This window comes from Nocardia aurea, from assembly GCF_003123685.1.
Classification (GTDB): domain Bacteria; phylum Actinomycetota; class Actinomycetes; order Mycobacteriales; family Mycobacteriaceae; genus Nocardia; species Nocardia aurea.
In genome coordinates, this window is sequence record NZ_QCYJ01000144.1 from 78,015 (window position 1) to 103,135 (window position 25,121).

Annotated in this window: 26 protein-coding genes; 4 read left to right on the plus strand and 22 right to left on the minus strand. The window is 68.0% G+C overall.

What is annotated here, in order from left to right; all coding sequences use genetic code 11:
* Positions 1 to 35: 35 nt before the first annotated feature.
* Together DAT37_RS37130 and rlmN are read right to left on the minus strand one after the other, a co-directional pair.
* Positions 36 to 1,817, minus strand: coding sequence for a serine/threonine-protein kinase (locus DAT37_RS37130; RefSeq protein ID WP_109529619.1), 1,782 nt, complete (start codon positions 1,815 to 1,817; stop codon positions 36 to 38).
* Between the two features lie 196 nt (positions 1,818 to 2,013).
* A complete protein-coding gene (gene rlmN / locus DAT37_RS37135; RefSeq protein WP_109529620.1) occupies positions 2,014 to 3,123 on the minus strand; it encodes a 23S rRNA (adenine(2503)-C(2))-methyltransferase RlmN in 1,110 nt (369 codons plus the stop codon).
* 122 nt (positions 3,124 to 3,245) lie between these two features.
* Here rlmN and DAT37_RS37140 point away from each other — a divergent pair, with 122 nt between their 5' ends.
* Entirely contained in the window at positions 3,246 to 3,563 is a 318-nt protein-coding gene (locus DAT37_RS37140; RefSeq protein WP_109529621.1) for a LapA family protein, read from the plus strand.
* Positions 3,564 to 3,584: 21 nt separating this feature from the next.
* Here the strand turns inward: DAT37_RS37140 and DAT37_RS37145 are convergent, their stop codons facing one another.
* The 5 genes from DAT37_RS37145 to rpsB form a co-directional block, all read right to left on the minus strand.
* Entirely contained in the window at positions 3,585 to 4,487 is a 903-nt protein-coding gene (locus DAT37_RS37145; protein ID WP_408637486.1) for a phosphatidate cytidylyltransferase, read from the minus strand.
* A 315-nt stretch (positions 4,488 to 4,802) separates the two neighbouring features.
* Positions 4,803 to 5,360, minus strand: coding sequence for a ribosome recycling factor (frr, locus tag DAT37_RS37150; RefSeq protein WP_109529700.1), 558 nt, complete (start codon positions 5,358 to 5,360; stop codon positions 4,803 to 4,805).
* A 50-nt stretch (positions 5,361 to 5,410) separates the two neighbouring features.
* Positions 5,411 to 6,139, minus strand: a complete 729-nt coding sequence (pyrH, locus tag DAT37_RS37155) for a UMP kinase (RefSeq protein ID WP_109529622.1) — start codon at positions 6,137 to 6,139, stop codon at positions 5,411 to 5,413.
* 286 nt (positions 6,140 to 6,425) lie between these two features.
* Positions 6,426 to 7,250: a translation elongation factor Ts gene (gene tsf / locus DAT37_RS37160; RefSeq protein WP_109529623.1), complete on the minus strand. Its 825-nt coding sequence runs from the start codon at positions 7,248 to 7,250 to the stop codon at positions 6,426 to 6,428.
* Positions 7,251 to 7,399: 149 nt separating this feature from the next.
* Positions 7,400 to 8,272, minus strand: coding sequence for a 30S ribosomal protein S2 (gene rpsB / locus DAT37_RS37165; RefSeq protein WP_109529624.1), 873 nt, complete (start codon positions 8,270 to 8,272; stop codon positions 7,400 to 7,402).
* Between the two features lie 380 nt (positions 8,273 to 8,652).
* Here rpsB and DAT37_RS37170 point away from each other — a divergent pair, with 380 nt between their 5' ends.
* The 3 genes from DAT37_RS37170 (at position 8,653) to DAT37_RS37180 (ending at position 10,322) form a co-directional block, all read left to right on the plus strand.
* Entirely contained in the window at positions 8,653 to 8,910 is a 258-nt protein-coding gene (locus DAT37_RS37170; protein WP_109529625.1) for a hypothetical protein, read from the plus strand.
* A 242-nt stretch (positions 8,911 to 9,152) separates the two neighbouring features.
* Complete coding sequence (locus tag DAT37_RS45860) at positions 9,153 to 9,701, plus strand: M23 family metallopeptidase (RefSeq protein WP_408637483.1); 549 nt, start codon at positions 9,153 to 9,155, stop codon at positions 9,699 to 9,701.
* Between the two features lie 105 nt (positions 9,702 to 9,806).
* Positions 9,807 to 10,322 carry a DUF1990 family protein gene (locus DAT37_RS37180; protein WP_109529626.1) on the plus strand — a complete coding sequence of 172 codons (516 nt, stop codon included), beginning with the start codon at positions 9,807 to 9,809 and terminating at the stop codon, positions 10,320 to 10,322.
* A 41-nt stretch (positions 10,323 to 10,363) separates the two neighbouring features.
* Here the strand turns inward: DAT37_RS37180 and DAT37_RS37185 are convergent, their stop codons facing one another.
* The 15 genes from DAT37_RS37185 to DAT37_RS37255 all read right to left on the minus strand — a co-directional run bounded on the left by DAT37_RS37185 (position 10,364) and on the right by DAT37_RS37255 (position 25,078).
* Complete coding sequence (locus DAT37_RS37185) at positions 10,364 to 12,265, minus strand: alkyl/aryl-sulfatase (protein ID WP_109529627.1); 1,902 nt, start codon at positions 12,263 to 12,265, stop codon at positions 10,364 to 10,366.
* Positions 12,266 to 12,307: 42 nt separating this feature from the next.
* Positions 12,308 to 12,649: a DUF202 domain-containing protein gene (locus tag DAT37_RS37190; RefSeq protein ID WP_109529628.1), complete on the minus strand. Its 342-nt coding sequence runs from the start codon at positions 12,647 to 12,649 to the stop codon at positions 12,308 to 12,310.
* Positions 12,646 to 13,011: a YidH family protein gene (locus DAT37_RS37195; protein WP_109529629.1), complete on the minus strand. Its 366-nt coding sequence runs from the start codon at positions 13,009 to 13,011 to the stop codon at positions 12,646 to 12,648. Before DAT37_RS37195 ends, DAT37_RS37190 begins: the two co-directional genes overlap by 4 nt.
* Positions 13,008 to 13,202 carry a hypothetical protein gene (locus DAT37_RS37200; RefSeq protein WP_109529630.1) on the minus strand — a complete coding sequence of 65 codons (195 nt, stop codon included), beginning with the start codon at positions 13,200 to 13,202 and terminating at the stop codon, positions 13,008 to 13,010. The genes DAT37_RS37195 and DAT37_RS37200 overlap by 4 nt, the downstream gene beginning before the upstream one ends.
* A gap of 315 nt (positions 13,203 to 13,517) precedes the next feature.
* On the minus strand, positions 13,518 to 14,249 hold the full coding sequence (locus tag DAT37_RS37205; protein WP_109529631.1) for an acetoacetate decarboxylase family protein: 732 nt from the start codon (positions 14,247 to 14,249) through the stop codon (positions 13,518 to 13,520).
* Positions 14,250 to 14,329: 80 nt separating this feature from the next.
* A complete protein-coding gene (locus DAT37_RS37210; RefSeq protein ID WP_198654631.1) occupies positions 14,330 to 15,253 on the minus strand; it encodes a tyrosine recombinase XerC in 924 nt (307 codons plus the stop codon).
* Between the two features lie 490 nt (positions 15,254 to 15,743).
* Entirely contained in the window at positions 15,744 to 16,934 is a 1,191-nt protein-coding gene (dprA, locus tag DAT37_RS37215) for a DNA-processing protein DprA (RefSeq protein WP_109529703.1), read from the minus strand.
* 62 nt (positions 16,935 to 16,996) lie between these two features.
* A complete protein-coding gene (locus DAT37_RS37220; RefSeq protein WP_109529632.1) occupies positions 16,997 to 18,505 on the minus strand; it encodes a YifB family Mg chelatase-like AAA ATPase in 1,509 nt (502 codons plus the stop codon).
* Positions 18,505 to 18,861 carry a YraN family protein gene (locus tag DAT37_RS37225; protein ID WP_109529633.1) on the minus strand — a complete coding sequence of 119 codons (357 nt, stop codon included), beginning with the start codon at positions 18,859 to 18,861 and terminating at the stop codon, positions 18,505 to 18,507. Before DAT37_RS37225 ends, DAT37_RS37220 begins: the two co-directional genes overlap by 1 nt.
* Before the next feature lie 112 nt (positions 18,862 to 18,973).
* Positions 18,974 to 19,279, minus strand: a complete 306-nt coding sequence (locus DAT37_RS37230; protein WP_011210678.1) for a DUF2469 domain-containing protein — start codon at positions 19,277 to 19,279, stop codon at positions 18,974 to 18,976.
* A 124-nt stretch (positions 19,280 to 19,403) separates the two neighbouring features.
* The gene (locus DAT37_RS37235; RefSeq protein WP_109529634.1) at positions 19,404 to 20,168 is read right to left on the minus strand and encodes a ribonuclease HII; all 765 of its coding nucleotides are present in this window, start codon (positions 20,166 to 20,168) and stop codon (positions 19,404 to 19,406) included.
* A gap of 66 nt (positions 20,169 to 20,234) precedes the next feature.
* A complete protein-coding gene (gene lepB / locus DAT37_RS37240; RefSeq protein WP_109529635.1) occupies positions 20,235 to 21,026 on the minus strand; it encodes a signal peptidase I in 792 nt (263 codons plus the stop codon).
* A gap of 127 nt (positions 21,027 to 21,153) precedes the next feature.
* Complete coding sequence (gene rplS / locus DAT37_RS37245; RefSeq protein WP_109529704.1) at positions 21,154 to 21,495, minus strand: 50S ribosomal protein L19; 342 nt, start codon at positions 21,493 to 21,495, stop codon at positions 21,154 to 21,156.
* A 199-nt stretch (positions 21,496 to 21,694) separates the two neighbouring features.
* Complete coding sequence (locus tag DAT37_RS37250) at positions 21,695 to 22,558, minus strand: hypothetical protein (protein ID WP_109529636.1); 864 nt, start codon at positions 22,556 to 22,558, stop codon at positions 21,695 to 21,697.
* 33 nt (positions 22,559 to 22,591) lie between these two features.
* Positions 22,592 to 25,078 (minus strand): Tex family protein, encoded by a 2,487-nt coding sequence (locus tag DAT37_RS37255; RefSeq protein WP_109529705.1) that lies wholly within the window; start codon positions 25,076 to 25,078, stop codon positions 22,592 to 22,594.
* Positions 25,079 to 25,121: the final 43 nt, after the last annotated feature.

Below are 25,121 nucleotides of genomic sequence, written 5' to 3' on the forward strand. Positions count from 1 at the left end.
CGGGCCACGTGCACCGGTGCAGCGGTCCGAACGGGTCAGCTGAGCGGCGCGGATTTCACCTCCGCGACGAGTTCGTCCATGTCGCCCGACCCGAGCCCGAAGTTCGCTATCCAGCGTGCACGTGACGGGTCGTCGAACGTCGAGACGATCGTCGGATGATCGTCGTGGGCGTAGCCGCCGTTGTACATCACCCGGTAGTCGGTGCGATTGCCGGTGGTGCTGGTTCCCAGATCGTCGGTCGCGGCCCGGAACGCGCTCAGAGCCCGCCGCGCCGCGTCCTCGGAGTCATAGGCGTAGAAGGTATAGGCCAACCTGGTCCCGCTGCCCAACAGGCACTTCCACCGTGCGCGCCAATGGTCGAACGCGGCCTTGTCGCCTTTCTCTGCCCGCCAGTCGTTCCATTTCGACGCGGGTGAGCAGGTGGCGCCCTCGTATCCCGTGCCCGTGTCGCGATTGCCCGCGGGCAGCATTCGTGGGAAAGCCGCCGACATCGCCGACAGATCCTGGTGACCTTTCGAACGGCCCGTCAGTTGCGAGACCCAGGTGGTCTCGTCCTGCCACGCGAAGATGGCGCACCCCGCCAGCAGCGTGCCGATGACACCGAACACGGTGAGCACGATCGTCACACCGTTGCGCCGCCGCCGGGGTGGGCGCGGGACCGGACGGCGGGCCACCGGCGGCGGGCCGGGACGCACACCACCGTGTCCGGGCGTCCGAACGGCCTGCGGACCGTATGCGGGAGCCTGCCCGGGAATCCGGTTCGGGGCTCCGACAATCGGCACGTTCGGCGGCATCGGCGACGGGTAACCCGGCACCGGGTGCCCCGGCCCCCACGCTCCGCCGCCGACGGGCGTGCTGCCGACTTCGCGCGGAGCGGGCGGATTTCCCGGACCCGATCCCGCTTGCCGAGCCTGCGGGTCCACCGCGGGCACCGCCCTCGGCATCGACCGGCTCGGCATCGACCGTGGCGCGGTCCCGGTCCCAGAACCGTTCCGGCTCATCGCCGCGTGCACCGCCGCCGCGAATTCGGCGCAGCTGTCGAAGCGCTCGGTCGGCCGTTTCGCGAGTGCGCGGCCGAGTACCGCGTCCAGTTCCACGGGCAGATCGGGTCGATGACCGGTGATCGGCGGCGGAGGTTTGCGCAGATGTCCTTCGATCACCTGCACCGCGTGCGGCGAATCGAAGGGCACGGTGGCGCTCAGCAGCCAGTACAGCGTGCAGGCCAGTGAGTACTGATCGGTGCGGTGGTCCAGATGCCCGCCGGTCAACTGTTCCGGCGCCGCGTAGGCCAGGGTGGCGGTGAAACTGCCGGTCTTGGTGAGGTGCCCGGCGTCCTCGCGTGGCCGGGCGATACCGAAATCGGTGAGCAGCACCCGTTCCTGTCCCGCGCCACGGGCGAGCAGGATGTTGCCGGGTTTCACATCGCGGTGCAGGACGTCCATCGCGTGCGCGTAGTCCAGCGCCGCCGCCGTCTCGGCGACGATCTGCGCGGCCCGCCGCGGTGGCAACGTGCGCGGATCGACACCCGAGGCGTCGACACCGTCGATGTACTGCATGGAGATCCACAGCTGCTCGTCCTCGACACCCCGGTCGAAAACGGTCACCAGATTGGGATGGTCGAGCCGCGCGACCAGATCCGCCTCCCGCTCGAACCTCGCGCGGATCTCGTCGTCGGAGAACAACTCCGGATTCAGTAGCTTCAGCGCGGTCAGTCGCGGCAACCTCGGATGCCGCGCCAGGTACACCGCCCCCATCCCGCCCTGCCCGAGCAGTCGTTGGATGGTGAAACCCGCGAAAACCTCCCCCTCGCGCAGCACCGGATCATCCCCCTCGAACGTTTCCGATCAGTTCCCCGGCAGCGCACTGCCGCGTGCGGCGGACCGTCTCGGCCGCCCGTCGCGCACTGTACACCGCCCGCACGCGACTCTCACCCGGTCGAACATAGATGGACCACCGCGTGATCCCAGCTCTCGAACGAGACCGGGACCTCCGCTCCGCGAGTTCGAAGCCGGATCAGTTCTCGGCGGCGAGTTGGCCGCAGGCGGCGGCGATCTCCTGGCCGCGGGTGTCGCGGACGGTGCACGGCACGCCCTGGTCGTTCACCCGGCGCACGAATTCCTGTTCGACCGGTTTGGGGCTGGCATCCCATTTGCTACCCGGAGTGGGGTTGAGGGGGATGACGTTGACGTGGACGCGCGAGCCGAGGGCCTTGTGCAGTTTCCGGCCGAGCATGTCCGCGCGCCACGGCTGATCGTTGATATCGCGGATGAGCGCGTATTCGATCGAGACGCGGCGGCCGGTCTTGTCGGCGTAGTACCTGGCGGCGTCGAGCACCTCGGCCACCGGCCAGCGACTGTTCACCGGCACCAGGGTGTCGCGCAATTCGTCGTCGGGCGTGTGCAGCGAGACCGCCAGCGTCACCGAGAGTCCCTCGTCGGCGAGTTTGCGGATGGCGGGAGCCAGCCCGACGGTGGAGACGACCACGCTGCGCTGGGAGATGCCGAGCCCGTCCGGGGCGGGTGAGGTGATGCGGCGAACGGCGTCGACCACCCGCTTGTAGTTCGCCAGCGGCTCGCCCATACCCATGAACACGATGTTGGACAGTCGGCCGGGGCCGCCCGCGACCTCACCGTCGCGCAGCGCCGCGGCGGCTGCGCGCACCTGGTCGACGATCTCGGCCGTGGACAGATTACGGGTGAGCCCGCCCTGACCGGTCGCGCAGAACGGACAGGCCATACCGCACCCCGCCTGGCTGGAGATGCACAGCGTATTGCGGTCGGAATAGCGCATGAGCACGCTTTCCAGCAGCGTGCCGTCACCGGCGCGCCAGAGCGTCTTTCGCGTCTCCCCCGCGTCGCAGGTGATGTGTTTGACCACCGACAGCAGCGGCGGGAACAGCGCGGCGCCGACCTTCTCCCGCACGGGCGCGGGCAGATCGGTCATCTGCTCCGGGTCGGCCTGCAATCTGGCGTAGTACTGCCGGGCGATCTGATCGGCACGGAATTTGGGGAGACCCAGCGCCTCGACCGCCGCCTTCCGTCCGTCCGCGTCGAGATCGGCGAGATGCCGCGGGGGCATGCCACGGCGCGGGGCATCGAAAACGAGGGGCAGGGAGACGGTCATAGTGCCCCCATTCTCTCATCAGCACGTCCGCGCGCACATTCAGGCCGAAGCGACCGGCGGGACATGGAGTCCGTCCAGGCGAAATACCCGCGTCGGCGATAGCCGTCGGCAATGATTCAGTCATGTCTACCAATGCCGACGATCTGCCCGACCCCGAAGCGTTCCCGCCGCCGCAGACGCCGACGGTCACCTCGAGGAAGTCGATTTCCTCCCGCACCGGCTACGCCTGGGTCGGTCTGGTGGCGGGCGCGCTGATCCTGATCATCCTGCTGATCTTCATCCTGCAGAACCTGGAATCCATTCGGGTCAGCCTGTTCTTCTGGGAATTCAATCTGCCGATCGGCGTCGCCGTGCTGCTGTCGGTGATCGGCGGCGCGCTGGTCATGGCGCTGGTCGGCGGCGTGCGCATCATGCAGTTGCGTCGCGCGGCCAAGCACTAGCCCGCAGGAGGTCCTCGCGGGTCAGATCAGGGTGGACAGAACCAGCCAGGAGACGAAGGCCGACGGCAGCATCGAATCCAGCCGGTCCATGATGCCGCCGTGCCCCGGCAGCAGCGTGCCCATGTCCTTGATGCCCAGTTCGCGTTTGATCTGCGATTCGATCAGATCGCCGACGGTCGCCACCACGACCAGACCGACACCGAGCACGACGCCGACCATCGAATTGGCCTGGAGCAGCAATGTCACCGTCAGCAGTCCGCCGATGACGCAGAACAGCAGCGATCCGCAGAACCCTTCCCAGGACTTCTTCGGGCTGATCGACGGCACCATCGGATGCTTGCCGAACAGCACACCGGCCACGTAGCCGCCGACGTCGGAGCACACGACCAGGATCATGAAGGTCAGCACCCGCAGATTGCCGTCGGGTTCGAGCAGCAGCAGGGTCGCGAAGGAAGCGAGCAGCGGGATCCAGGCGAGCGTGAACACGGTGATCGCGGTGTCGCGCAGGAAATTTCGCGGTGCCGTCCGGAGTCCGTGATCGAAGAGTCGCCACACCATGCACACCAGCGCGGTTCCGGCGAAGGCCCCGGCGACGCCGCTGGCCCCGTACGGCCAGCCGAGCCAGAACACCGCCTGACCACCCACGATGAGCGGAATCCTCGGGACGAGGACATCGGCCTCGCGCAGCCGCTTGGCGACCTCCCAAGTCGCCACGCCGACCGCAGTGCCCGCCACGGCGATGAACACCTTGGGGACGAACAGCAGGATCGCGATGAGCGACAGACCGAGGCCGAATCCGACCGCGAGCGCGGCGGGCAGATTGCGGCCCGCTCGCGATCCCGAGGGGGCGGGCTGGGGTTCGGCCGGGTGACCGGCTTCGGCGACGATCGATTCGGTGGACGGCGCGGCGTCCCCGTCCGGCACGGCCGGGGACGATTCGGCAGGCGCGAGAGCGGACGGTTCGCGTGCGGGCGCCGCACCGAGATCGGCGGCCCGCTCCTCGCCGAGGGGTCCTGCGGTCGGAGCATCGCCGGAATGCCTGTACGGCGATTCAGGTGTGCCGTTCGCCGGCTTCGGCTCCTTCGCCGCACCGGTCGCGGCGGCTTTCTCGGCCACGATTGTCCCGTCGCTCAACTCGTCGTTCCGTTCGTCCCCCACTCGAGCATGTCCTCGGCTGTTACCGATCCGCGCGCACGCGGCGGCCGTGTCGTCCGGCCCGCCGCCCACACCCGTGATGCCTCAGACCTCGAGCAGTTCAGTTTCCTTGTGCTTGACCAATTCGTCGATCTGACCGACGTACTTCGCGGTGGTCTTGTCGAGTTCCTTCTCGGCGCGCCCGACTTCGTCCTCACCCGCCTCGCCATCCTTCTGGATCCGCGACAGTTCGTCCATGGCCTTACGGCGGACGTTGCGGATCGAGACCTTGGCGTCCTCACCCTTGCCCTTGGCCTGTTTGGCCAGTTCACGGCGCCGCTCCTCGGTGAGCTGCGGCACGGAGATCCGGATGATGTCGCCGTTGTTGGTGGGATTGACCCCGAGGTCCGAGTTCCGGATCGCGGTTTCGATCACACCGAGCTGCGACTGCTCGTAGGGCTTGATGACCACCATGCGCGGTTCGGGCACCGTGATGCTCGACACCTGGGTGATCGGGGTCGGAGAGCCGTAGTAGTCGATGACGATCCGGGAGAACATGCCGGGGTTGGCCCGGCCGGTACGGATGCTCCCGAGATCGTCCTTCGCTACCGAGACGGCTTTCTCCATCTTCTCCTCGGCATCGAAGAGCGCTTCATCAATCACGACCGTTTCCTCCACAGCGTCGTCATCGTCATGATCCGCGGGTAGCGGGGTCAGGACCGAACCAATGTGCCGATCTTCTCACCGGCGACCGCACGGGCGATATTGCCCTTCGTCAACAGATTGAACACCAGCATCGGCATCTGGTTGTCCATACAGAGACTGAAGGCGGTGGCGTCGGCGACCTTCAGACCGCGTTCGATCACCTCTTTGTGGGTGATCTCGGTGTACATGGTCGCGTTCGCGTCGACCCGAGGGTCGGCGTTGAACACACCGTCGACGGCCTTGGCCATCAGCACCACTTCGGCGCCGATTTCCAGCGCCCGCTGCGCGGCGGTGGTGTCGGTCGAGAAGTAGGGCATGCCCATCCCCGCGCCGAAGATGACGACCCGCCCCTTCTCCAGGTGGCGTTTGGCCCGCAGCGGCAGATACGGCTCGGCGACCTGCCCCATGGTGATCGCGGTCTGCACACGGGTCTCGATCCCCTGCTTCTGCAGAAAATCTTGCAGCGCAAGGCTGTTCATCACGGTGCCGAGCATGCCCATGTAATCGGAGCGAGCCCGGTCCATGCCGCGTTCCTCGAGTTCGGCGCCGCGGAAGAAATTCCCGCCGCCGATCACCACGGCCACCTGAATGCCGTCCTCGACCACCTCGGCGATCTGCTCGGCGACCGTCTGCACGACATCCGGGTCGAGTCCGACGGTGCCTCCGCCGAACATCTCCCCACCTAATTTCAGAAGCACACGGCGATATCCTGGACGGTCGGTCCCGGGGTCCGTCATCGGTGCTCTTCTCCCTCGGTGCTGTGCCCGCTCGGCAGGCTCGGGTGTCAACGGTAATTCGGAGTGGTTTGCGCTACACAGAGCGCTCCCATCCTGCCTTACGGGGTTTCGGCGGCCACAGAAGCCCCCCTCGGACGTGGGACCTCGCGCGGATCACTGCCCGCGTGACGTTCCGGGACCGCCTTCGAAACGTACGCGCTTCAGTAATGCGCCGGCGGGCGGGCGGTACGCACGCAAAAGGCCTCTCGCACATCGGGATCGACGTGCGAGAGGCCTTTCGAGCAGATCAGGCCTGACCGACCTCGAAGCGGGCGAAGCGGCTCACGGTGACACCGGCCTCGTCCAGCAGCGCCTTGACCGTCTTCTTCGAATCCGTGACGGACGCCTGCTCGAGCAGCACGACATCCTTGAAGAAGCCGTTGACGCGGCCTTCGGTGATCTTCGGCAGCGCGGCCTCGGGCTTGCCCTCTTCGCGAGCGGTCTGCTCGGCGATGCGGCGCTCGTTCTCCACGATGTCGGTAGGCACCTCGTCGCGGGTCACGTACTTGGCCTTGAGGGCCGCGACCTGCATGGCGGCGGCACGTGCGGCCTCGGCCGCGGCGTCACCCTCGCCGGTGTACTCGATCAGCACGCCGACGGCGGGCGGCAGATCGGTGGCACGCTTGTGCAGGTAGGTCGCGACGGGACCGTCGTAGGAGACGACGCGACGCAGTTCGAGCTTCTCGCCGATCTTGGCGGCCAGCTCCTGCAGCGCGGCGTCGACGGTCCTGCCGTCCAGCGGCAGCGCCTTGAGCTCGTCCAGATCGCCGGGCTTGGCGGCGGCGGCCGCGGCCACGATCTGATCGGCCAGCGTCTGGAACTCCGCGTTCTTGGCGACGAAGTCGGTTTCGGAGTTGATCTCGACCAGGACGCCGTCCTTGGCCGCGACCAGGCCCTCGGCCGTGGCGCGCTCGGCGCGCTTGCCCACGTCCTTGGCACCCTTGATGCGCAGCACCTCGACGGCCTTGTCGAAATCACCGTCGGTCTCGGTCAGCGCGTTCTTGCAGTCCATCATCCCGGAGCCGGTGAGCTCCCGGAGCCGCTTCACATCGGCAGCGGTGTAGTTCGCCATGGGTGGCGAGCCTCCTTCGAGAGAGTGCGCGACGGGCGGCGACTGTTGTCCGCCCGAACGCTCCTGAGTACTGGGCAGCGGTGATCACGATGGCACAGCCTCGTGATCACCGCCGGAACAGTGTCTGAATACCGCGTTCCAGGTACGTCTCAGGCCTGGGTCTCGGCAGGAGCGGCCTCGGCGGGGGCGGCCTCCGCGGGGGCAGCCTCGGCAGGGGCGGCTTCGGCCGGAGCGGCCTCGGCGGCGGGGGCAGCCTGCGAGAGCAGTTCCTGCTCCCACTCGGCGAGGGGCTCGCCCGCGCCGGCTTCCGGCTTGTCGTCGCTCGCGGAGCCGCCGGCCCTGGCCTGCACGCCCTCGGCCACCGCGGAGGCGACGACCTTGGTCAGCAGGGCGGCCGAACGGATCGCGTCGTCGTTACCCGGGATCGGGTAGTCGACCAAGTCGGGGTCGCAGTTGGTATCCAGGATCGCGATGACCGGGATGTTCAGCTTGCGAGCCTCGCCGACGGCGATGTGCTCCTTGTTGGTGTCGACGACCCAGATGGCCGAAGGCACCTTGGCCATGTCGCGGATACCGCCGAGGGTGCGCTCGAGCTTGTTCATCTCACGCGTGAGCATGAGGATTTCCTTCTTGGTGCGACCCTCGAAACCACCGGTCTGCTCCATCGCCTCGAGCTCCTTGAGGCGCTGCAGACGCTTGTGCACGGTGGAGAAGTTGGTGAGCATGCCACCCAGCCAGCGCTGGTTGACGTAGGGCATCCCGACGCGAGTCGCCTCGGCCGCGATCGACTCCTGGGCCTGCTTCTTGGTGCCGACGAAGAGAACGGTGCCACCGTGGGCGACGGTCTCCTTGACGAACTCGTAGGCCTTGTCGATGTAGGTCAGCGTCTGCTGCAGGTCGATGATGTAGATGCCGTTGCGGTCGGTGAAGATGAACCGCTTCATCTTCGGGTTCCACCGACGGGTCTGGTGTCCGAAGTGCGCGCCGCTGTCCAGCAGCTGCTTCATTGTTACGACAGCCATAGCTCTCGTATCTCTCTTTCCTAGCCGGTTGACGCAGCGGATCGGCGATCCACTGCCCTGGCGCCTCCGAATCACCGGACCCGATCACGTGGATCGGGACCAGCCGGCGATTCCCTGCTCCGCACATGCGCTGCCCCGAACGATCTCCCATGAGGTCCGGTTCGAACAGCGCCGTAACGAACAAGCACGGGCGGCGCGCGAAGTCGGTCCGTGCCAGCACAGACCGCTCGATCAGTCTACGACGCGCGGTCCCCGCGACCTAAATCGGCCGGGCGCAGAGGCACCGGCCAGGCGAAACACACGGTGTCCACAGGTCGAAAGTTGTCCACATTCGACAATTCGCGACCCCGGCGGCCCGGTCGATCGGCGAATGTCGAGACATGAATCGTATCTCGGTGACGGTGACCGCGCTGGTCCCACTGATGTTCGCGTTGTCCCTGGTCCTGGCCTGTCCCGCCGTCGCGCAGCCACCCTCGGGTATCGCGACGGCGTGTACCGGTTCGGCGTGCGTGCCGCAAGGCTGGCTACGCTCGGCCCCCTGCCGTCTGCGCGTCCTCGGACCCGCGCGGATCCCGTGGACGGCGATTCCCTCCACTTCCCTCGATGCCGCGCGCATGCCCTGGTGCTCGTCGCGATGAGACGCACGGCGATCCGGCTCGGGGCACGCCGAACCCCGGTATGCCACCGGCCCGATCCTCCGGCGGGCAGGCACTCGTCGGCCACCCGAACTACGCGCCTGACCACCGGATTCACCGTCGGACTCGCGGCCGACGACCGGCTTGTTCGTCCGGTGGACAGGCACCCGCCAGCCGCCCCGACTACGCGCCGGACCACCGCATCAGCCGTCGCACTCGGGGCCGACGACCGGCTTGTTCGCCCGGTGGACAGGCACCCGCCAGCCGCCCCGACTACGCGCCGGACCACCGGATTAGCCGTCGGACTCGTCGCTGCGATAGCGCTGCATTCCTCGCATCCGGCCTCGGCGGCGCCCACCGGCGAATTCGACTGGCCGTTGCGCCCGCGCCCGCATGTGGAGCGCCGCTTCGACAAACCGGCCCGAGACTGGCTGCCCGGGCATCGTGGAGTGGATCTGGCGGGCGTTCCCGGACAGGATGTGCTCGCTGCCGGGGCCGGAATCGTGGTGTTCGCCGGGGAGGTGGCGGGCAGGCCGGTCGTGTCGATCGACCATCCCGGCGGGCTGCGGACGACGTATGAACCTGTGCGAGCGCGGGTTTCGATCGGCAGCCGGGTCGGGCGCGGTAGCAGGATCGGAGAGTTGGACGCCGGGCACGAGGGGTGCGCTGCGGCGGCCTGCCTGCACTGGGGTCTGCGGCGCGAGGCGGGCGCGGGAAACCCGCGCGAATATCTCGATCCCCTTGCGCTGCTGCACTTGTCGCCGTTGCGGCTGAAGCCGGTCGGTGCGCGGTGAGGACGACCGTTCCCGAACACGACACCGCCCTGCGCGGTCGCTCGGCGGAGACCGGTTGGATACCCCGCGCGTCCTTCCCCGCCCGAAGGCGACGACGATTCGCCTATGAGCAACGAATCGGGCGCTACGCTCACCTACGCGGAGGTCGGCGCGACGGCGGGCACCTTGCCGCAGGGGTACCACCACTTCACGCTGAAACGCCGAATCGGTTCGGGACGTGTGCTGTTCGAGCGGGCGGGCGTGGAGATCCTGGCCTACCGGATGCAGAAGGGCACCGGAATCTTCCACGGGGCGAGTACACCGACAGCGGAGGTCGGCACACTGCTGACGGTCCGGCTCGGCGTCGGGCCGCTGGCGATCACCGCTCCCTGCCGGGTGGTGTACCTGCTCGGGGAGTCCGACCGGAGCGGTTTCGCCTACGGCACGCTGCCCGGTCATCCGGAAATCGGCGAGGAACTGTTCGCGGTGGAATACGACGCGGCCGACGACAGCGTCTACGGGGTGGTCACCGCCTTTTCCCGACCGGGGACATGGTACACGAGACTCGGCGGCCCGGTCGTCCGAGCGCTCCAGCGGTACATCGCGGGCAGATATATCGCCGCGCTGCCCACCTCGCCCTGATCGACGGACGTGGCGGACCGCACGGAGCCGGTGCGCGTCACCTACGGCGTGACGATGGCGAAATCCGGATCAGGGGTGTCCAGGACACCGACCAGATCGGCCAGGGTGACCGGATCGCCTTCGATGGCGATATCACCCGCGGCGACGGCGACACCGAAATCGTCGCCGGCGAGCAGCACCCGGATCAGTGTCCGGCGGGTCAGCGTGAAGAGGGTGTCCGGGTCGGGCATCTTCACGTGGTCGGGCCGGTCGTAGTGGACAAGCAGGCCGTTGCGCAGTTCCACCCGATGGGTGCGGTCCTCGTCGACCAGATGCCAGTCGGTCACCAGCCGGTGCCCCCAGGCCGAGGGACCGTCGACACGCAGCGCCAGCGCGTCGAAGATCTGCTCGGTGCTCAGCGCCGACAGCACCGTCGGGGACTCCGGCGTGGTCGGCGTCCCGAAGGTGCCGTACCGCAATTCGTAGGCGCCGCTGAGGTAGAAATTGCGCCAGGTGGCGTTCTCCGCGCCGTAGCCGAGCTGTTCGAAGGTACTGGCCTGCAATTCCTTGGCCGCGGAATTACCCGGATCGGCGAAGATCACGTAGTTGACGACCTGCGCCACCCAGCGGTAATCACCCGCCGCGTAGGACGCGCGGGCCTTGCGCAGTACCTCGTCGGCTCCGCCCATGAATTCCACGTGCCGCTCGGCGGATTCGACCGGCGGATATTCCCACAACGTGGCCGGATTCCCGTCGAACCAGCCCATATACCGCTGGTAGATCGCTTTGACGTTGTGGCTCACCGAACCGTAGAAACCTCGCGTGTGCCAGGCCGCATCGATCGCGGGCGGCAGGGCGAAACGCTCGGCGATCTCGGTGCCGAGGTAGCCCTGATTCAGCAGTCGCACCGTCTGATCGTGCAGGTAACCGTACAGATCTCGTTGCAGCGCGAGATATTCCACCAGACGATCGGTGCCCCAGGTCGGCCAGTGGTGCGAGGCGAACACCACGTCGGCGTCGCGGGCGAACAGGTTGATGGATTCGGTCAGGTATTTCGCCCAGATATGGGGATCACGCACCAGCGCGCCGCGCAGGGTGAGCAGATTGTGCTGTGTATGCGTGGCGTTCTCGGCCATGCACAGCGCCCGATGATCGGGGAGGTGGAAATTCATCTCCGCTGGCGCCTCGGTTCCCGGCGTGATCTGGAAAACCATATGCACCCCGTCGACGATCTCCCGTTGACCGGTCTCGATGATGTCGACGGTCGGCGGGATCAGGGTGACGGTGCCGAGCGAGGTGGTCTGCCCGAGACCGGCGCCCACCTGTCCGAGCGGACCGCGCGGCAGCACCGCGCCGTACATGTACGCGGCGCGACGGGCCATCGCCGCTCCGGCGTAGACGTTCTCTGCCACCGCGTGTTCCAGGAAACCCGCCGGGGCGAGTACCGGGCAGCGACCCGCCGCGACCTCCTCCTCGGTGGTGACGCCGAGCGCCCCGCCGAAATGGTCGACGTGCGAATGGGTGTAGACGAGACCGGTCACCGGCCGATCGCCGCGGTGCGCGCGATAGAGCGCGAGCCCGGCGGCGGCGGTTTCGGCGCACAGCAGCGGATCGATCACCACGACACCCGAATCACCTTCTACCAGAGTCATATTCGACAGATCGAGACCTCGGATCTGATAGATCCCCTCGGTGACCTCGAACAGTCCCTGTTCCACGACCAGCCCGGATTGCCGCCACAGGCCCGGATGCACGGACGCCGGGCAGGGTTCTCGCAGGAATTCGTAGGAATCGCTGTCCCACACCACGGTTCCGTCGGCCATGGTGACCACGCCCGGATCGAGCGCGGCGATGAATCCTCGGCGCGCGTCGGCCCGATCCGTCTCGTCCGCGAACGGCAGGGCCGCGGCGGCACGCCGTTGCGCGGCCGCGATGACGGTGCTGGGTTCGGTCGCTGTGCTCATATCCGTCCTCCTGTGCTCTGCCGAATACCGTCCTGTCGTTCCTCACGGCCCCGGATACACGAATCCCAGACCCGCCGCGATCCCCGCGACCACGACCACCGCCACCGTGGCCATCGCGATCGCGCCGTTCTCGATGTCGCGGCGGCCCGCGCGCAGATCGCGGCTGCGGAAGAATCCGAGCAGCGCCAGCGCGATCATCGTCCCCGCCGCCGCCAGCGGCGCGGTTCCGAACGCGCGCCACCCGTTGACCGCGGCGTGGTTCAGGAACAGGACGGCGATCACCATCGCCGAGATGGCGGTGCGCCGCCAGGCCAAGGCGGTGCGCTCGGCGGCCAAGCCGACATCGGGGCCCGCGCCGGGCGGCGGCGTACCTGTTCCGGTCATCGCAGCAACACCGCCACGCAGGCCAGCACCGACACGACGCCGATACCCGCCGACAGGATCGGGACCAGCAGGTTCGATGGAAGCGGCCGACCATTCCGCATCGCCTCGCGCACCCCGCGCCAGTGCCCGTAGGCTCCCACCGCGACGATCACCGCGAGCACCAGACAACTCATCCCGATCGCCCGGCGGATGCCGGGCAGGTGCATGGGCTGGACCAGGGTATGCACCGCCACACCACCGGCGAGCAAGCCGAGCGCGGTCCGCATCCAGGCCAGAAAGGTTCGTTCGTTGGCGAGGGTGAAGCGGTAGTCGACCTCCTCCTCGCCTTCCTCGGACTCCTCCGCCGGGCTCGGCAGGGTCATGGCGCTCCACCGCCGACACCGGATCCGCGGACGAACGGGCGGGTGCCGGACGCGGGTGCCGCGTGCGTCCGGGCGTGGCGGACCGATTCGTCACCGATCACGCTCAGCGGTCGTCGCTCACGGACCGTCCGCGCGGCGGAAATCTCGCATTCGCTGTTGTCCAGGTAGTTGCCGGATACGGGCATGTCCACCGCATCGGGCGTCCCCGCATCTCCGCGTGCCCGCAGGACATATCCGAGGAATTCCCCAGGGTACGACCGGAATTCACGCACCCCAGGGGGCCGAACCGCTGGACGCAGCCGAGCCTCCGGGTTCATGGACGTCTCCATCCCTTGTCGATTTCCGGATCGGAGCAAACATACCGCTACGCCAGCCTAACGCCGAGGGAAGTGACCGTCCACGCACTACGCCGTGCGGCACCGGCAAACGCGCCGCCGCGATCCCTCGAATCCCACGATCGAGAACCCGTCGGTCACAGCCGAATACATTACGCGTTCCCCGGGCCCTCAGACGGTGACGGCGTCCTGGAAAGTCATGGTGAGGCGGTCGACCGTCGATGCCATCGGCGCGCGGGCGGGAAGTCCGAGACCGGCCAATTCCGCGGCGATCGGATGGTCGCCGAGCCGCAACTCCACCCCACCGGGGCGGGCCCGCATACCGGACGGCGCCATCTCCCATTCCGTGCACCTGGTCAGGCCGTCGATATGGGAATAGGCATCGAAGGAGGTCCCCGCGCCACGGCCACCGGGCGTGGACAGGCCGGTTTTCACCGAGAGATCGACGACGAGGTCGCCGTTCTGACGGAGAACCCCACGACGAAGTCCGCCCTCGTGATTCACGTCGAATTCCGCGATCTCCTTCGGGAACCCCCAGATCCCGCGTCCGGCGGCGAGGGTGAAATCGCCGTCCACCGGCAGTTGGTGGATGAAGACACCCGCCTTCCCCGTCGCGAGGGCCCGCAGGTCAGCGAGGCCGCCATCGCGCGCGGCCGCGTGGTGGCGAACCATGAACGACACGCCGAATTCGTTGTACGGCCCGAGGTCGCCGTCGATGTACTCGACGAAGACGAGGGTGCACAGTGCGCGATCTCGCGGCACCCGCAGGACGCGGAGGCCGGAATAGTCGATGAGTCGCTGCGCGGCGTCGGCCGGAACGCGGTAGGAAGCCATGAAGGCGCGCGCGTGCCGGATCCGCACCGGCATCTGGACTTCGCGACCGAGGACGGTATGCGTGCTCATCCGGATGGATCCTCCCAAAACTAGAACTCGTTTCAGAATACGAGTTCGCCTCGCTCGTCACATCCCGTTCCGCCGGAATGTCACGCGCGCGGATGAGCCTGGTCGTGCACCTTCCGCAATCGTTCGACGGACACATGGGTGTAGAGCTGGGTCGTCGCCATACTGGCGTGGCCGAGCAGTTCCTGGACCACCCGAAGATCGGCGCCCCCTTCGAGCAGATGCGTCGCCGCGCTGTGCCGCAACCCGTGCGGCCCGATATCCGGTGCTCCGGGAATCGCGGAAACGACTTCGTGCACAACGGTTCTGGCCTGACGTTGGTCGAGCCGACGACCGCGCCTGCCGAGCAGCAGGGCGCGACCGGAATCCGGGCGGGCGAAAGACGGGCGGCCGGAACGCAGCCACCGTTCGATCGCCTCGTCGGCGGGTCCGCCGAACGGAGCCGACCGCTCCTTGTTCCCTTTACCGAGCACCCGCACCAGCCGTCGCTCCCGATCGACATCGTCGATATCGAGCCCGCACAATTCGCCGACCCTGATCCCGGTGGCGTACAGCAACTCGACGATCAGCCGGTCCCGCAACGCCATCGGATCCTGCTGGGCCGCACCCGATTGCGCCGCTTCCATCGCACCGACGGCCTGTCGCTGACCGAGGACGGCCGGAAGCACCCGATGCGACGAGGGCGATCCCAATCGCAACCCCGGATCGACCGGGAGCCTGCCGTTGGCGGTCAGCCACGCGGTGAACGTGCGCGCCGACGACGCGCGCCGCGCCATCGTCGTGCGCGCCGCACCTCCCGCCGACTGCGCCGCCAGCCACGAACGCAGCAGACTCAGATCCAACTCCCCTATCGCCGAATCCGGCGACTGCGCGTAGAGATGCGCCAACAGCGAGCGCGCGTCCCCCAGATAGGCCCGCACGGTATGCGCCGACCTGTTCCGCCCCAACCGCAGATGCCGCCCGTATTCCCGCACCAACGCACCCAGATCCTCCGGTAACTCCTCCACCCCACCACCGTCACCCCCCACCCCCTCCTTGGCAAGCCCCCGCGCCGGTACCCCGCCGCGCGGCGGTACGCACGACCGCGCGCACCCTGCCCGTCGGCGCACGCCGTGCGCACACCGCGGCGTCTGTCCGCACACCACTACGCGACGGCCGTGTCGACACTTGCGGCCCCGCTCGGCTCGGTCCGCTCCTGATCGACCTCACGGCAGCCGACGCCGACCAGCAACGATCCGTATCGGGGGCGGTACTCGTGAGGAGTAGGCGGTCGAGTGAGTTGTCCCCGCCTCGGCGCCACGGCGTTGGTCGCGGTGTTGATCGCCGCCCGACCCGCTCTCGCGCACACCGATTCTTCGTCGGGTCGCCCCGTTCGAGTGGGCCCTCGACAGCCCGTTCGCCGCCGGGGTGTTCGGGCAGGTGGCCCATCCGGCGGCACCGCAGACATCGTTCGAGGTCCGGGCGACGGGTCGGCACGCGACAGCCACGCTCCCACACCTATCCCGTGCCACGGCCGGGAGGGACACGATGCCAGCCGGTGTCGTCGAGGCCGACCAGCCCGGCCAGTTCCAGTTCGGTCAACGCGGCGCGGATCTCCGGCACCGGTAGACCCGTCTGTGTCGCCAGGGCGGCGGGGAGGCGAGCACCGATCGTCGGGAGGGTCGCGTAGACGGTGGCGCGGGTGCCGGTCAGTGCCTGGGCCGGGGCGTTCGACGTCGGCGAGGCGTCAGGCAGAGACAGGCGTAGTGGGCCCGCCTCGTCGATCACCTCGCACGCGCGGGTGACCAGCAGCGCCTCGCCGTCACGGATCATGCGGTGGCAGCCGACGGAGGCGGCCGAGGTCACCGGGCCCGGTGTCGCGAGTGCGGGACGGCCCATTCGGCGTGCCCATTTCACGGTGTTCCGCGCGCCGCTGCGCAGGCCCGCTTCGACCACGAGTACACCGTCGGCGAGAGCGGCGATTATTCGATTCCTGGCCAGGAATTGATGTTTGCGCGCGACCGTGCCCGGCGGATATTCGCTGACCACCAGTCCGACGTCGGCGATTTCGGCGAGCAGCCGGTCGTGCTGCGCGGGATAGGGCTTGTCGACACCGCAGGCCAGGACCGCGATCGTCGTCCCGCCCACGGCCAGCGCCGCCCGGTGCGCCACGGCGTCTATGCCGAAGGCCGCACCGGACGCGATCGTCCAGCCGCGCGCGGCGAGATCTCCGGTGATCTCGCCGGTCACCCGATCGCCGTATCCGGTACTGCACCGCGCGCCGACCACGGCCAGCGCGCGCTCGGTGGCGTCGATCAGTGATCGCGATCCGCGCACCCACAGCACCAGGGGGACCGCGCCGTCCTGATCCCGGCCGGTCTCCAACTGTGCCAATCCCAGCATCCGCCAGGCGGGCCATTCCGAATCATCCGGCGTCACCACCCGACCTCCGAGCGCTCCTATCACGTCTAGATCCCTTGCCGCGCAGTCGTTGTCACGCCGCTGATCGGTCGGTCCGCGTAAGGATTCCGGTAGATCGCGTTCGCGCACCGCGCGCGCCGCTTCCACCGGTCCGACCGATTCGATCAAGGCCGACAGCGGCGCGCACGGACCCTGCACCACCCGCGACAGGTACACCCATGCGAGCCGCCGCTCGTCGGCCACCGCGGGGTCCAGGTCGATCGTCCGCGGTCCACGGTGCGCGAGCATCAGTTCGCATGCCACCGACTCCGAGTTCCCCGCACCGACGGGAACACCGAGCCCCTCCGCGCTCACTGCGCATCCCGCTGACGGAAGTTGAGGGCCAGCAGCACGTCCCGGGCGGTGGGCAATTCGCCACCACGGAGGTCGCAGATGGTCCATGCCACGCGCAGTGCCCGGTCCGCGCCGCGAGCCGACATCCGACCGACACGCAGCGCCGCTTCGACCGGCGCGACGGCATCCTTCGGCAGCGGAAATTTCTGTCGGAGCGCGTGACCGGGAACTTCGGCGTTGGTCGTCCAGCCGTACTCGCTCCACCGGTCGACGGCGGCGCGGCGGGCCGTGGTCACCCGGGCGCGCACGACCTCGCTGCTCTCGGCCACCTCGCTGTCGAAGGCGGCACCGGCGCCGCCGTGCATGCGCACACGGAGGTCGATGCGGTCCATCAGGGGACCGGAGAGTTTGCCCAGATAGCGACGACGGGCCAGTGGCGCGCAGATGCAGTCGATATCGCGCGCGGGCGCGCAGGGACACGGGTTCGCGGCCAGCACGAGTTGGAATCGGGCGGGGTATCGGGCCACGCCGTCGCGCCGGGCGATCCGAACTTCGCCCTCCTCCAACGGGGTACGCAGGGCTTCGAGCACCTTGGTTCCCAGTTCGGCGCATTCGTCGAGGAACAGCACGCCCCGATGGGCGCGGCTCATCGCGCCCGGCCGCGCCGAGCCGGAGCCGCCACCGACCATGGCGGTCGCCGAGGTGGAATGGTGCGGGGCGACGAATGGCGGTGCGGTGATGAGCGGATGGTCACCCGAGAGGGATCCCGCCATCGAGTGGATGGCGGTCACCTCGAGCGATTCGGATTCGGTCAGCGGCGGAAGCAGACCCGGAAGGCGCTGCGCCAACATGGTTTTACCGATTCCGGGTGGACCGGTGAGCAGGAGGTGATGCCCGCCCGCCGCGGCCACCTCCAGCGCCCACCGCGCGTCCTCCTGACCGACGACCTCGCTGAGGTCACCGCCCGGGACGGGCAGGTCGGGCAATGTCACGTCCGGTTCGAGCAGCATGCCCTCGCCGCGCAGCCACCGGACCACGGCGCGCAGGTCGGTCGCGCCGAGAACCTCGATATCGTCCACCAATCCGGCCTCGGCCAGCGCCGCCGCCGGGACGACAACGGTCGACCAGCCCGCGTTGCGCGCCGCGATCACGGCGGGCAGCACGCCGCGTACCCGCCGCACCCGGCCGTCGAGGGCCAGTTCGCCGAGCAGGACGGTCTTCGCCAGCCGCTCGGCGGGTACCGAACCCGCCGCGTCGAGTACCGCGACCGCCAGCGCCAGGTCGTAGACGCTGCCGATCTTCGGCAGGGTCGCGGGCGAGAGCGCGAGCACCACACGCCCGTCCGGCCATTTCTCGCCGGAATTGGCGACCGCCGAACGGACCCGGTTCCTGGACTCCTGGAGCGCGGTGTCGGGCAGGCCGACCAGATTCACCGAGGGCAGACCCTGACCGATATCGGCCTCGATCTCGACCAGCTGCCCGTCGACCCCGGTGACCGCGACGGAGTTCGCACGACCGAGCGGCATCAGAACACCCCCTCGAGATGTTCGATGACGGGCCGGTACCCGCGGCGCAACAACACCCCGACCACGTCGAATCGGATGTGGCGCCACGGCCCTTCCTGCTCGACCAGCCAGGTCAGCGCCAGCCTGCGGATGCGCTGCTGTTTGGTGAAGGTGACCGATTCGGCGGGTGTGCCGTAGCCGAGGCCGGTTCGGGTCTTCACCTCGACGAAGGCGGTGACCTCGCGATCGCGGGCGATCAGGTCGAGTTCGCCGTATCGGCACCGCCAGTTCCGCTCGATGATCCGCATTCCGGCGGCCTCGAGGAACCGTGCCGCCAGCTCCTCCCCCTGCGCGCCGAGCATCTGTTTGTCTGCCACCCGGACAGCATCACCCGCGACCGCCGCGAGTCACCGACGCCGACCAGGCACGACATCTGCCCTGTGGATAGCGGACGGGCTGTGGACAACTCGCCCGACGGCTACCGCGCGATCACTCGGGAAGCCGCAGGTCCGGCTTCTCCAGCTCCTCGATGTTGACGTCCTTGAAGGTGATCACCCTGACGTGTTTGACGAAGCGGGCGGGACGGTACATGTCCCACACCCACGCATCGCTCATCCGCACTTCGAAATACACCTCACCGTCGGCGTTCTGCGGACGCAGTTCGACGGAATTGGCAAGGTAGAAGCGGCGCTCGGTCTCCACCACGTACGAGAACTGACCGACGATGTCCTTGTACTCGCGGTACAGGGACAGTTCCATCTCGGTTTCGTACTTCTCGAGGTCCTCGGCACTCATCGGGTGGGACGTCCTCCTTCTCGCCGCACTGCGTTCGATGTGCGGTGTTCGTGGGGCCCTTCGTGGTAACGCAGGCTGCCGCTTCCTGGCCCGTCACTCAAACCGCTGCGTCGCATGCGGACAATCATCTCGCATGAGCGGCATCGCCAGCCACTCGGCTGTCCCCGGAGCCTTCCACGGAGCCCGACGCCAGTACCGTGTCCGCGTAATCCACCGCCGCGTCCAGCGGCCGCAGACCCATCGCGTCCCTGACATTGCGCCACGATCTGCGATGTTCGTTACTCGGCCCGAGCCGGTGCAGGGCGTCGGTGTGTTCGGGCGTGTTGTAGCCCTTGTGCGCCGCGAAACCGTAACCGGGCAGGCGCCGGTCCAAGTCGACCATCATCCGGTCCCTGGTGACCTTCGCCAGGATGCTCGCCGCCGCGATACAGGCCGCGGCCGCGTCGCCGCCGATGACCGGCAACGACGGCACCGGGATACCGGGGACCCGGAACCCGTCGGTGAGCACGTATCCGGGCGTCTGCTTCAGCCCCGCGACGGCGCGGCGCATGCCCTCGATATTCGAGACGTGGATGCCGATCGCGTCGATCTCCCACGCCGGGATCACGACGATCTCGTAGGCCAGCGACAACCGGGTGATGACCGGGAACAGTTCCTCCCTGGTCGCCTCGCTGAGTTTCTTCGAATCGTCGAGCCCGGCCAGCTTGTCGTAGGCCTTGGGCGCCAGCAGGCACGCCGCGACCACCAGCGGTCCGGCACACGGCCCACGGCCCGCCTCGTCGACACCCGCGACCGGACCGAGGCCGTTGCGGATCAACGCCGCTTCCAAGGTGCGTAGTCCGCCCGCACGGCGCATCACCACGCGCGGCGGCCAACCAGTACTCGGCATCACAGCTTCTCGACCCTGCCCCACCGTTCGATTATCCCGCCGCCACTTCGGTGATCCGCGACCGGCTCAATTCGTCTGGGGATCCTGCGACTTGATCGGACCGATCCGGCTCGGCGGCCAGATCTTGAACACGGCTTTACCTCGGACATTGTCCAGGGGCACGGTGCCGTTGAATTCGTCTCCGACGTGGGCGCGGGAATCCCGCGACTGGTTGCGGTTGTCGCCCATCACCCACAGATTGCCCTCGGGCACGGTCACCGGACCGAATACTCGCCCGTGGGGGTAACTCGCGTTCTGCTGGCCGGGAACCCATTTGTAGTCGAACTCGACGTAGGGCTCGTCCAGTGGCTTACCGTCCACCATGACCCGCCCCTCGGCATCACAGCACTGCACGGTCTGGCCGCCGACCGCGATCACCCGTTTGACCAGGTCGTTCTCGTCGGGCGGTACCAATCCGAAGAAAGCGAAGAAATTCTGGACGCCGCGCACGGCCGCGTTGTCCGAACGGATCGAGGTGTAGGTGTCGTTCCACGAGGGCGGTCCGACGAAGACCACGACGTCACCGGGCTCGGGATCGCTCCAGTAGGACGTCAACTTCTGGACGTAGATGCGGTCGCCGGTGCAGCCGGGGCAACCGTGCAGGGTCGGCTCCATGGACTGCGACGGAATGACGTAGGGACGCCCGACGAAACTCACCATGAGCGCGGCGATCACCGCCGCGACAACGATCAGGATCGGCAATTCCTGCCAGAACGGGCGCTGTTTCTTGGACTTCTTCCGACGCGATCTACCGCGACTGCGCGAAGCTCCTTCGTCGTCCGATCCGGACACCTCCACCGACCCACTTTCGTTTGCCACGCCGAACAGACTAGCCCGACACCAGGACTGTTCGTCCGGTGCCGGGCCAGAAGGAAACTTCGCGGCGCGACCGAGGCGCCGGGGTGGGCCGTGGAGTTCACCGGCCCGAGGTGTCAAGCGACGAAGATCAGCGCTTTTCCTTGATCTTGGCGGCCTTGCCGCGCAGGTCACGCAGGTAGTACAGCTTGGCCCGACGGACGTCGCCGCGGGTCACGACCTCGATGTGGTCGATGTTGGGGGTGTGCACCGGGAAGGTGCGCTCGACGCCGACGCCGAAGGACACCTTGCGGACGGTGAAGGTCTCGCGGATGCCACCACCCTGGCGTCGGATGACGACGCCCTTGAAGACCTGGATGCGCTCCTTCGAGCCTTCGATGACCTTCACGTGCACATTGAGGGTGTCGCCCGGACGGAAGTCCGGGACGTCGCTGCGCAGCGACTGCTCGTCTACGAAGTCAAGGGTGTTCATGTCCATCCTTATGTGATGTTTGCGCGAACAGAGGACCCTGGCGGCATATGACTGCGCGACCGGTTCATGCTCCGAATCAAGGGACGCTCCCGGGGTCGACATGCACCCAGGGCAACCCATGCATTGTGCCAGACCACGGACACGCGGGAAAAATCGCCCCGTCACGGCGTGGCCGTCGACGCGCGGAACGGCGCGTTCCTCAGTGCTCGGACTTGCGGTCCCACGGTAGGTGATGCGGGTGCGGGGACGGCGGGGCGGGCACCACCGTCCTGGTGAGTTCGGCCTCGGCCGCGACGCGCACGTGCTCGACATCGGGGCTACCGGCTATCAGATCCTGGATGAAGATCTTCGCCCTGATCACGGGCCTGCGATAGCGACGTTCCCGGACGATGGCGCGATACATCATGCGTCGGCGGTCGGCATAGCGCCAGCGGGCCCAGGGCGCGCCGGGACGACTGAGCCGAAAAGCCCCGACCATCAGCAACGGCGGGAAGAACATGCCGAACAGGCCGGTCCAGATCTTGCCCTTGGCGATGACGATGGCCGCGAGCATCAGGTTGAACACCGCGAAGAGGCTGACGACGGTGCGTGCCTCGGTCCCCATGGAACTGCGGAAATCGTTGATCTCCAGCAGCGACAGCGGATGGAATCCGAGCAGCAGCAGGCCGGTCACCGCGAGCGCGACGAACACCGCGTCGACCGAGGTGCGTCCCTGTTCCTCCCAGTACACGTCGCGCAGGTAGTAGATCAGCGCGAATTCGTCCAGGACGAGGGCGGCGCCGATGCCGAACGACGCCGCGAGCAGGCTCGCGGTGAGATTGTCGGCGTCGTCGTAGACCGCGATCATGCCGAGGCCGGAGCCGAGCACCAGCACGACACCGAACACCATGTGGTGCACGTGCACGCTGCCCGCGCTCAGATTGCCCGGCCACCAGCGCACCTTCTTCCTGATCAGCCGCACGCTGAGCCGGATGAACAGGAAACCGACGATGAAGCCGAACAGGAAACAGAGCAGCGGCAGGCGGCCTTGCGCGATCACATCGTCTTCGAGCCATCTGCGCATGGCCGCCTGATACCTCCGCTTCTGGTCCGGAGCCTACTGACCGAAACCGGCGCGACGCAGTGCGTCGGCCATGGATCCGGTCGGCGCGGGCGCGCTACGACGCTGATTACCTTGGTTGCGGCCCTGGCCCTGATTACGGCCCTGGCCGCCCTGTTGCGGTTTGCCCTGACCGCCCTGTCGTTTGTCCTGACCGCCCTGGCCCGCTTGGCCACCCTGCCCGGCCTGCTGACCGCGCTGGCCCTGTCCGCGCCCGCCCTGCCCGCGATTGCCACCGCCCCGTTCCGGCTTGGCGGCCACGCCCGGCTCGTCGTCCAGGCGCAACGACAGTCCGATGCGCTGACGGGCGACATCGACCTCGAGCACCTTGACCTTGACCACGTCGCCGGATTTCACGACCTCGCGCGGATCCTTGACGAAATTGTGCGACATGGCCGATACGTGCACGAGGCCGTCCTGGTGCACGCCGACGTCGACGAAAGCCCCGAAAGCGGCCACATTGGTGACCACGCCTTCGAGCACCATGCCCGGCTCCAGATCGGCGACCTTCTCCACGCCCGCCGCGAATTCGGCGGTCTTGAATTCCGGACGCGGGTCGCGACCGGGCTTCTCGAGTTCGGAGATGATGTCGGTGACGGTGGGGACACCGAAGGTCTCGTCGGTGAATTCGGCGGGACGCAGGGCCCGCAGTGCGGAGGTGTTGCCGATCAGTTCGGTGATCGGACTGCCCGTCGACTCCAGGATGCGCCGCACCACCGGGTACGCCTCGGGGTGCACGGCGGAGGTGTCGAGCGGGTCGTCACCGCCGCGGATCCGGAGGAAGCCCGCGCACTGTTCGAAGGCCTTCGGCCCCAGGCGCGGCACGGCGAGCAGCGCTGTGCGGCTGCGGAACGGCCCGTTCTGATCGCGGTGGGCGACAATGTTCTCCGCGATCGAACCCGCGATACCGGAGACGCGCGAGAGCAACGGCACCGAAGCGGTGTTGACGTCGACGCCGACCGCGTTCACCGCGTCCTCGACCACCGCGCCGAGCGAGCGCGCCAGCAGGGTCTCCGAGACGTCGTGCTGGTACTGGCCGACACCGATGGATTTCGGATCGATCTTCACCAGTTCGGCCAGCGGATCCTGGAGACGGCGCGCGATGGAGACCGCGCCGCGCAGCGAGACGTCCATATCGGGAAGTTCCTGCGAGGCGTAGGCGGAGGCCGAGTAGACCGAAGCGCCCGCCTCGGAGACGACGATCTTGGTCGGCTTGTTCTCCGGGATGCGCGCGATGAGTTCGGTGGCGAGAGCATCGGTTTCGCGCGAGGCGGTGCCGTTGCCGATGGCGATGAGCTCGACACCGAAGCGCGCGACGAGGGCGCCGAGCACGGCGAGGGATTTCTCGGTCTGCCCCTGCGGCTTGTGCGGGTAGATGACCTCGGTGGCGACCGCTTTGCCGGTGGCGTCGACCACGGCGACCTTCACACCGGTGCGGTAGCCGGGGTCGAGTCCCATCGTGGTGCGGGTGCCCGCGGGCGCGGCGAGCAGCAGATCACGCAGGTTGGTGGCGAAGACGTCGACGGCGTCCTTCTCGGCGGCCTGGCGCAACCGCATCCTGGTGTCGATGCCCAGGCTCACCTGGAGTTTGGTGCGCCAAGCCCAGCGCACGGTGTCGAGCAGCCAGCTGTCGGCGGGGCGTCCACGGTCGGCGATGCCGAATCGCACGGCGATACGGCCCTCGTAGATCGTGCGCTCGCCCGGTTCGAGTTCTTCGGTATCGGCTTCGAGTTGCAGCGAGAGAATGTCTTCCTTCTCCCCGCGCAGCAGCGCGAGAATCCGGTGCGACGGCAGTTTCGCGAACGGCTCGCTGAATTCGAAGTAGTCGGAGAATTTCGCGCCGGCCTCTTCCTTGCCCGCGCGCACCGACGAGACGACCTGCCCCCGATTCCACATCAGTTCGCGCAGTTCACCGACCAGATCGGCGTCCTCGGCGAAGCGCTCGACCAGGATCGCGCGGGCGCCGTCGAGCTGTTCGGCGCTGTACTGCGCCGGGTCGGTCGCGGCGTCGCCGATCAGGGCGTCGGCCACCGGCTCGTGTCCGGCCTCGCGGGCGATCTGGGCCTTGGTGCGCCGCTTGGGCTTGTACGGCAGGTAGATGTCCTCGAGGCGGGCCTTGGTCTCGGCCGTCATCAGCTGCCCGAGCAACGCGTCGTCGAGTTTGCCCTGCCCCTTGATGGATTCGATGATCGCGCCGCGACGCTCGTCGAGTTCGCGCAGATAGTGCAGGCGTTCGTCGAGCTGACGCAGCTGCGCGTCGTCGAGTCCGTCGGTGACTTCCTTGCGGTACCGCGCGATGAACGGCACGGTCGAACCGGCGTCGAGCAATTCGACGGCCGATCTGACCTGGCTCTCGCGCACACCGAGTTCCTCGGCGATGCGTCGGCCGACGCTGGCCAGAGCGGTGGGCGCGGCGGCGGCAGGTGCGGCGGCCGGCGTTTCGGTGTTCGTCGTTGAACTGGCGGTCTCGGGCGCTGTCGTCACGCCGCAGACACTACCGCTGTCCGCTGACACGCGGCCGACGCCC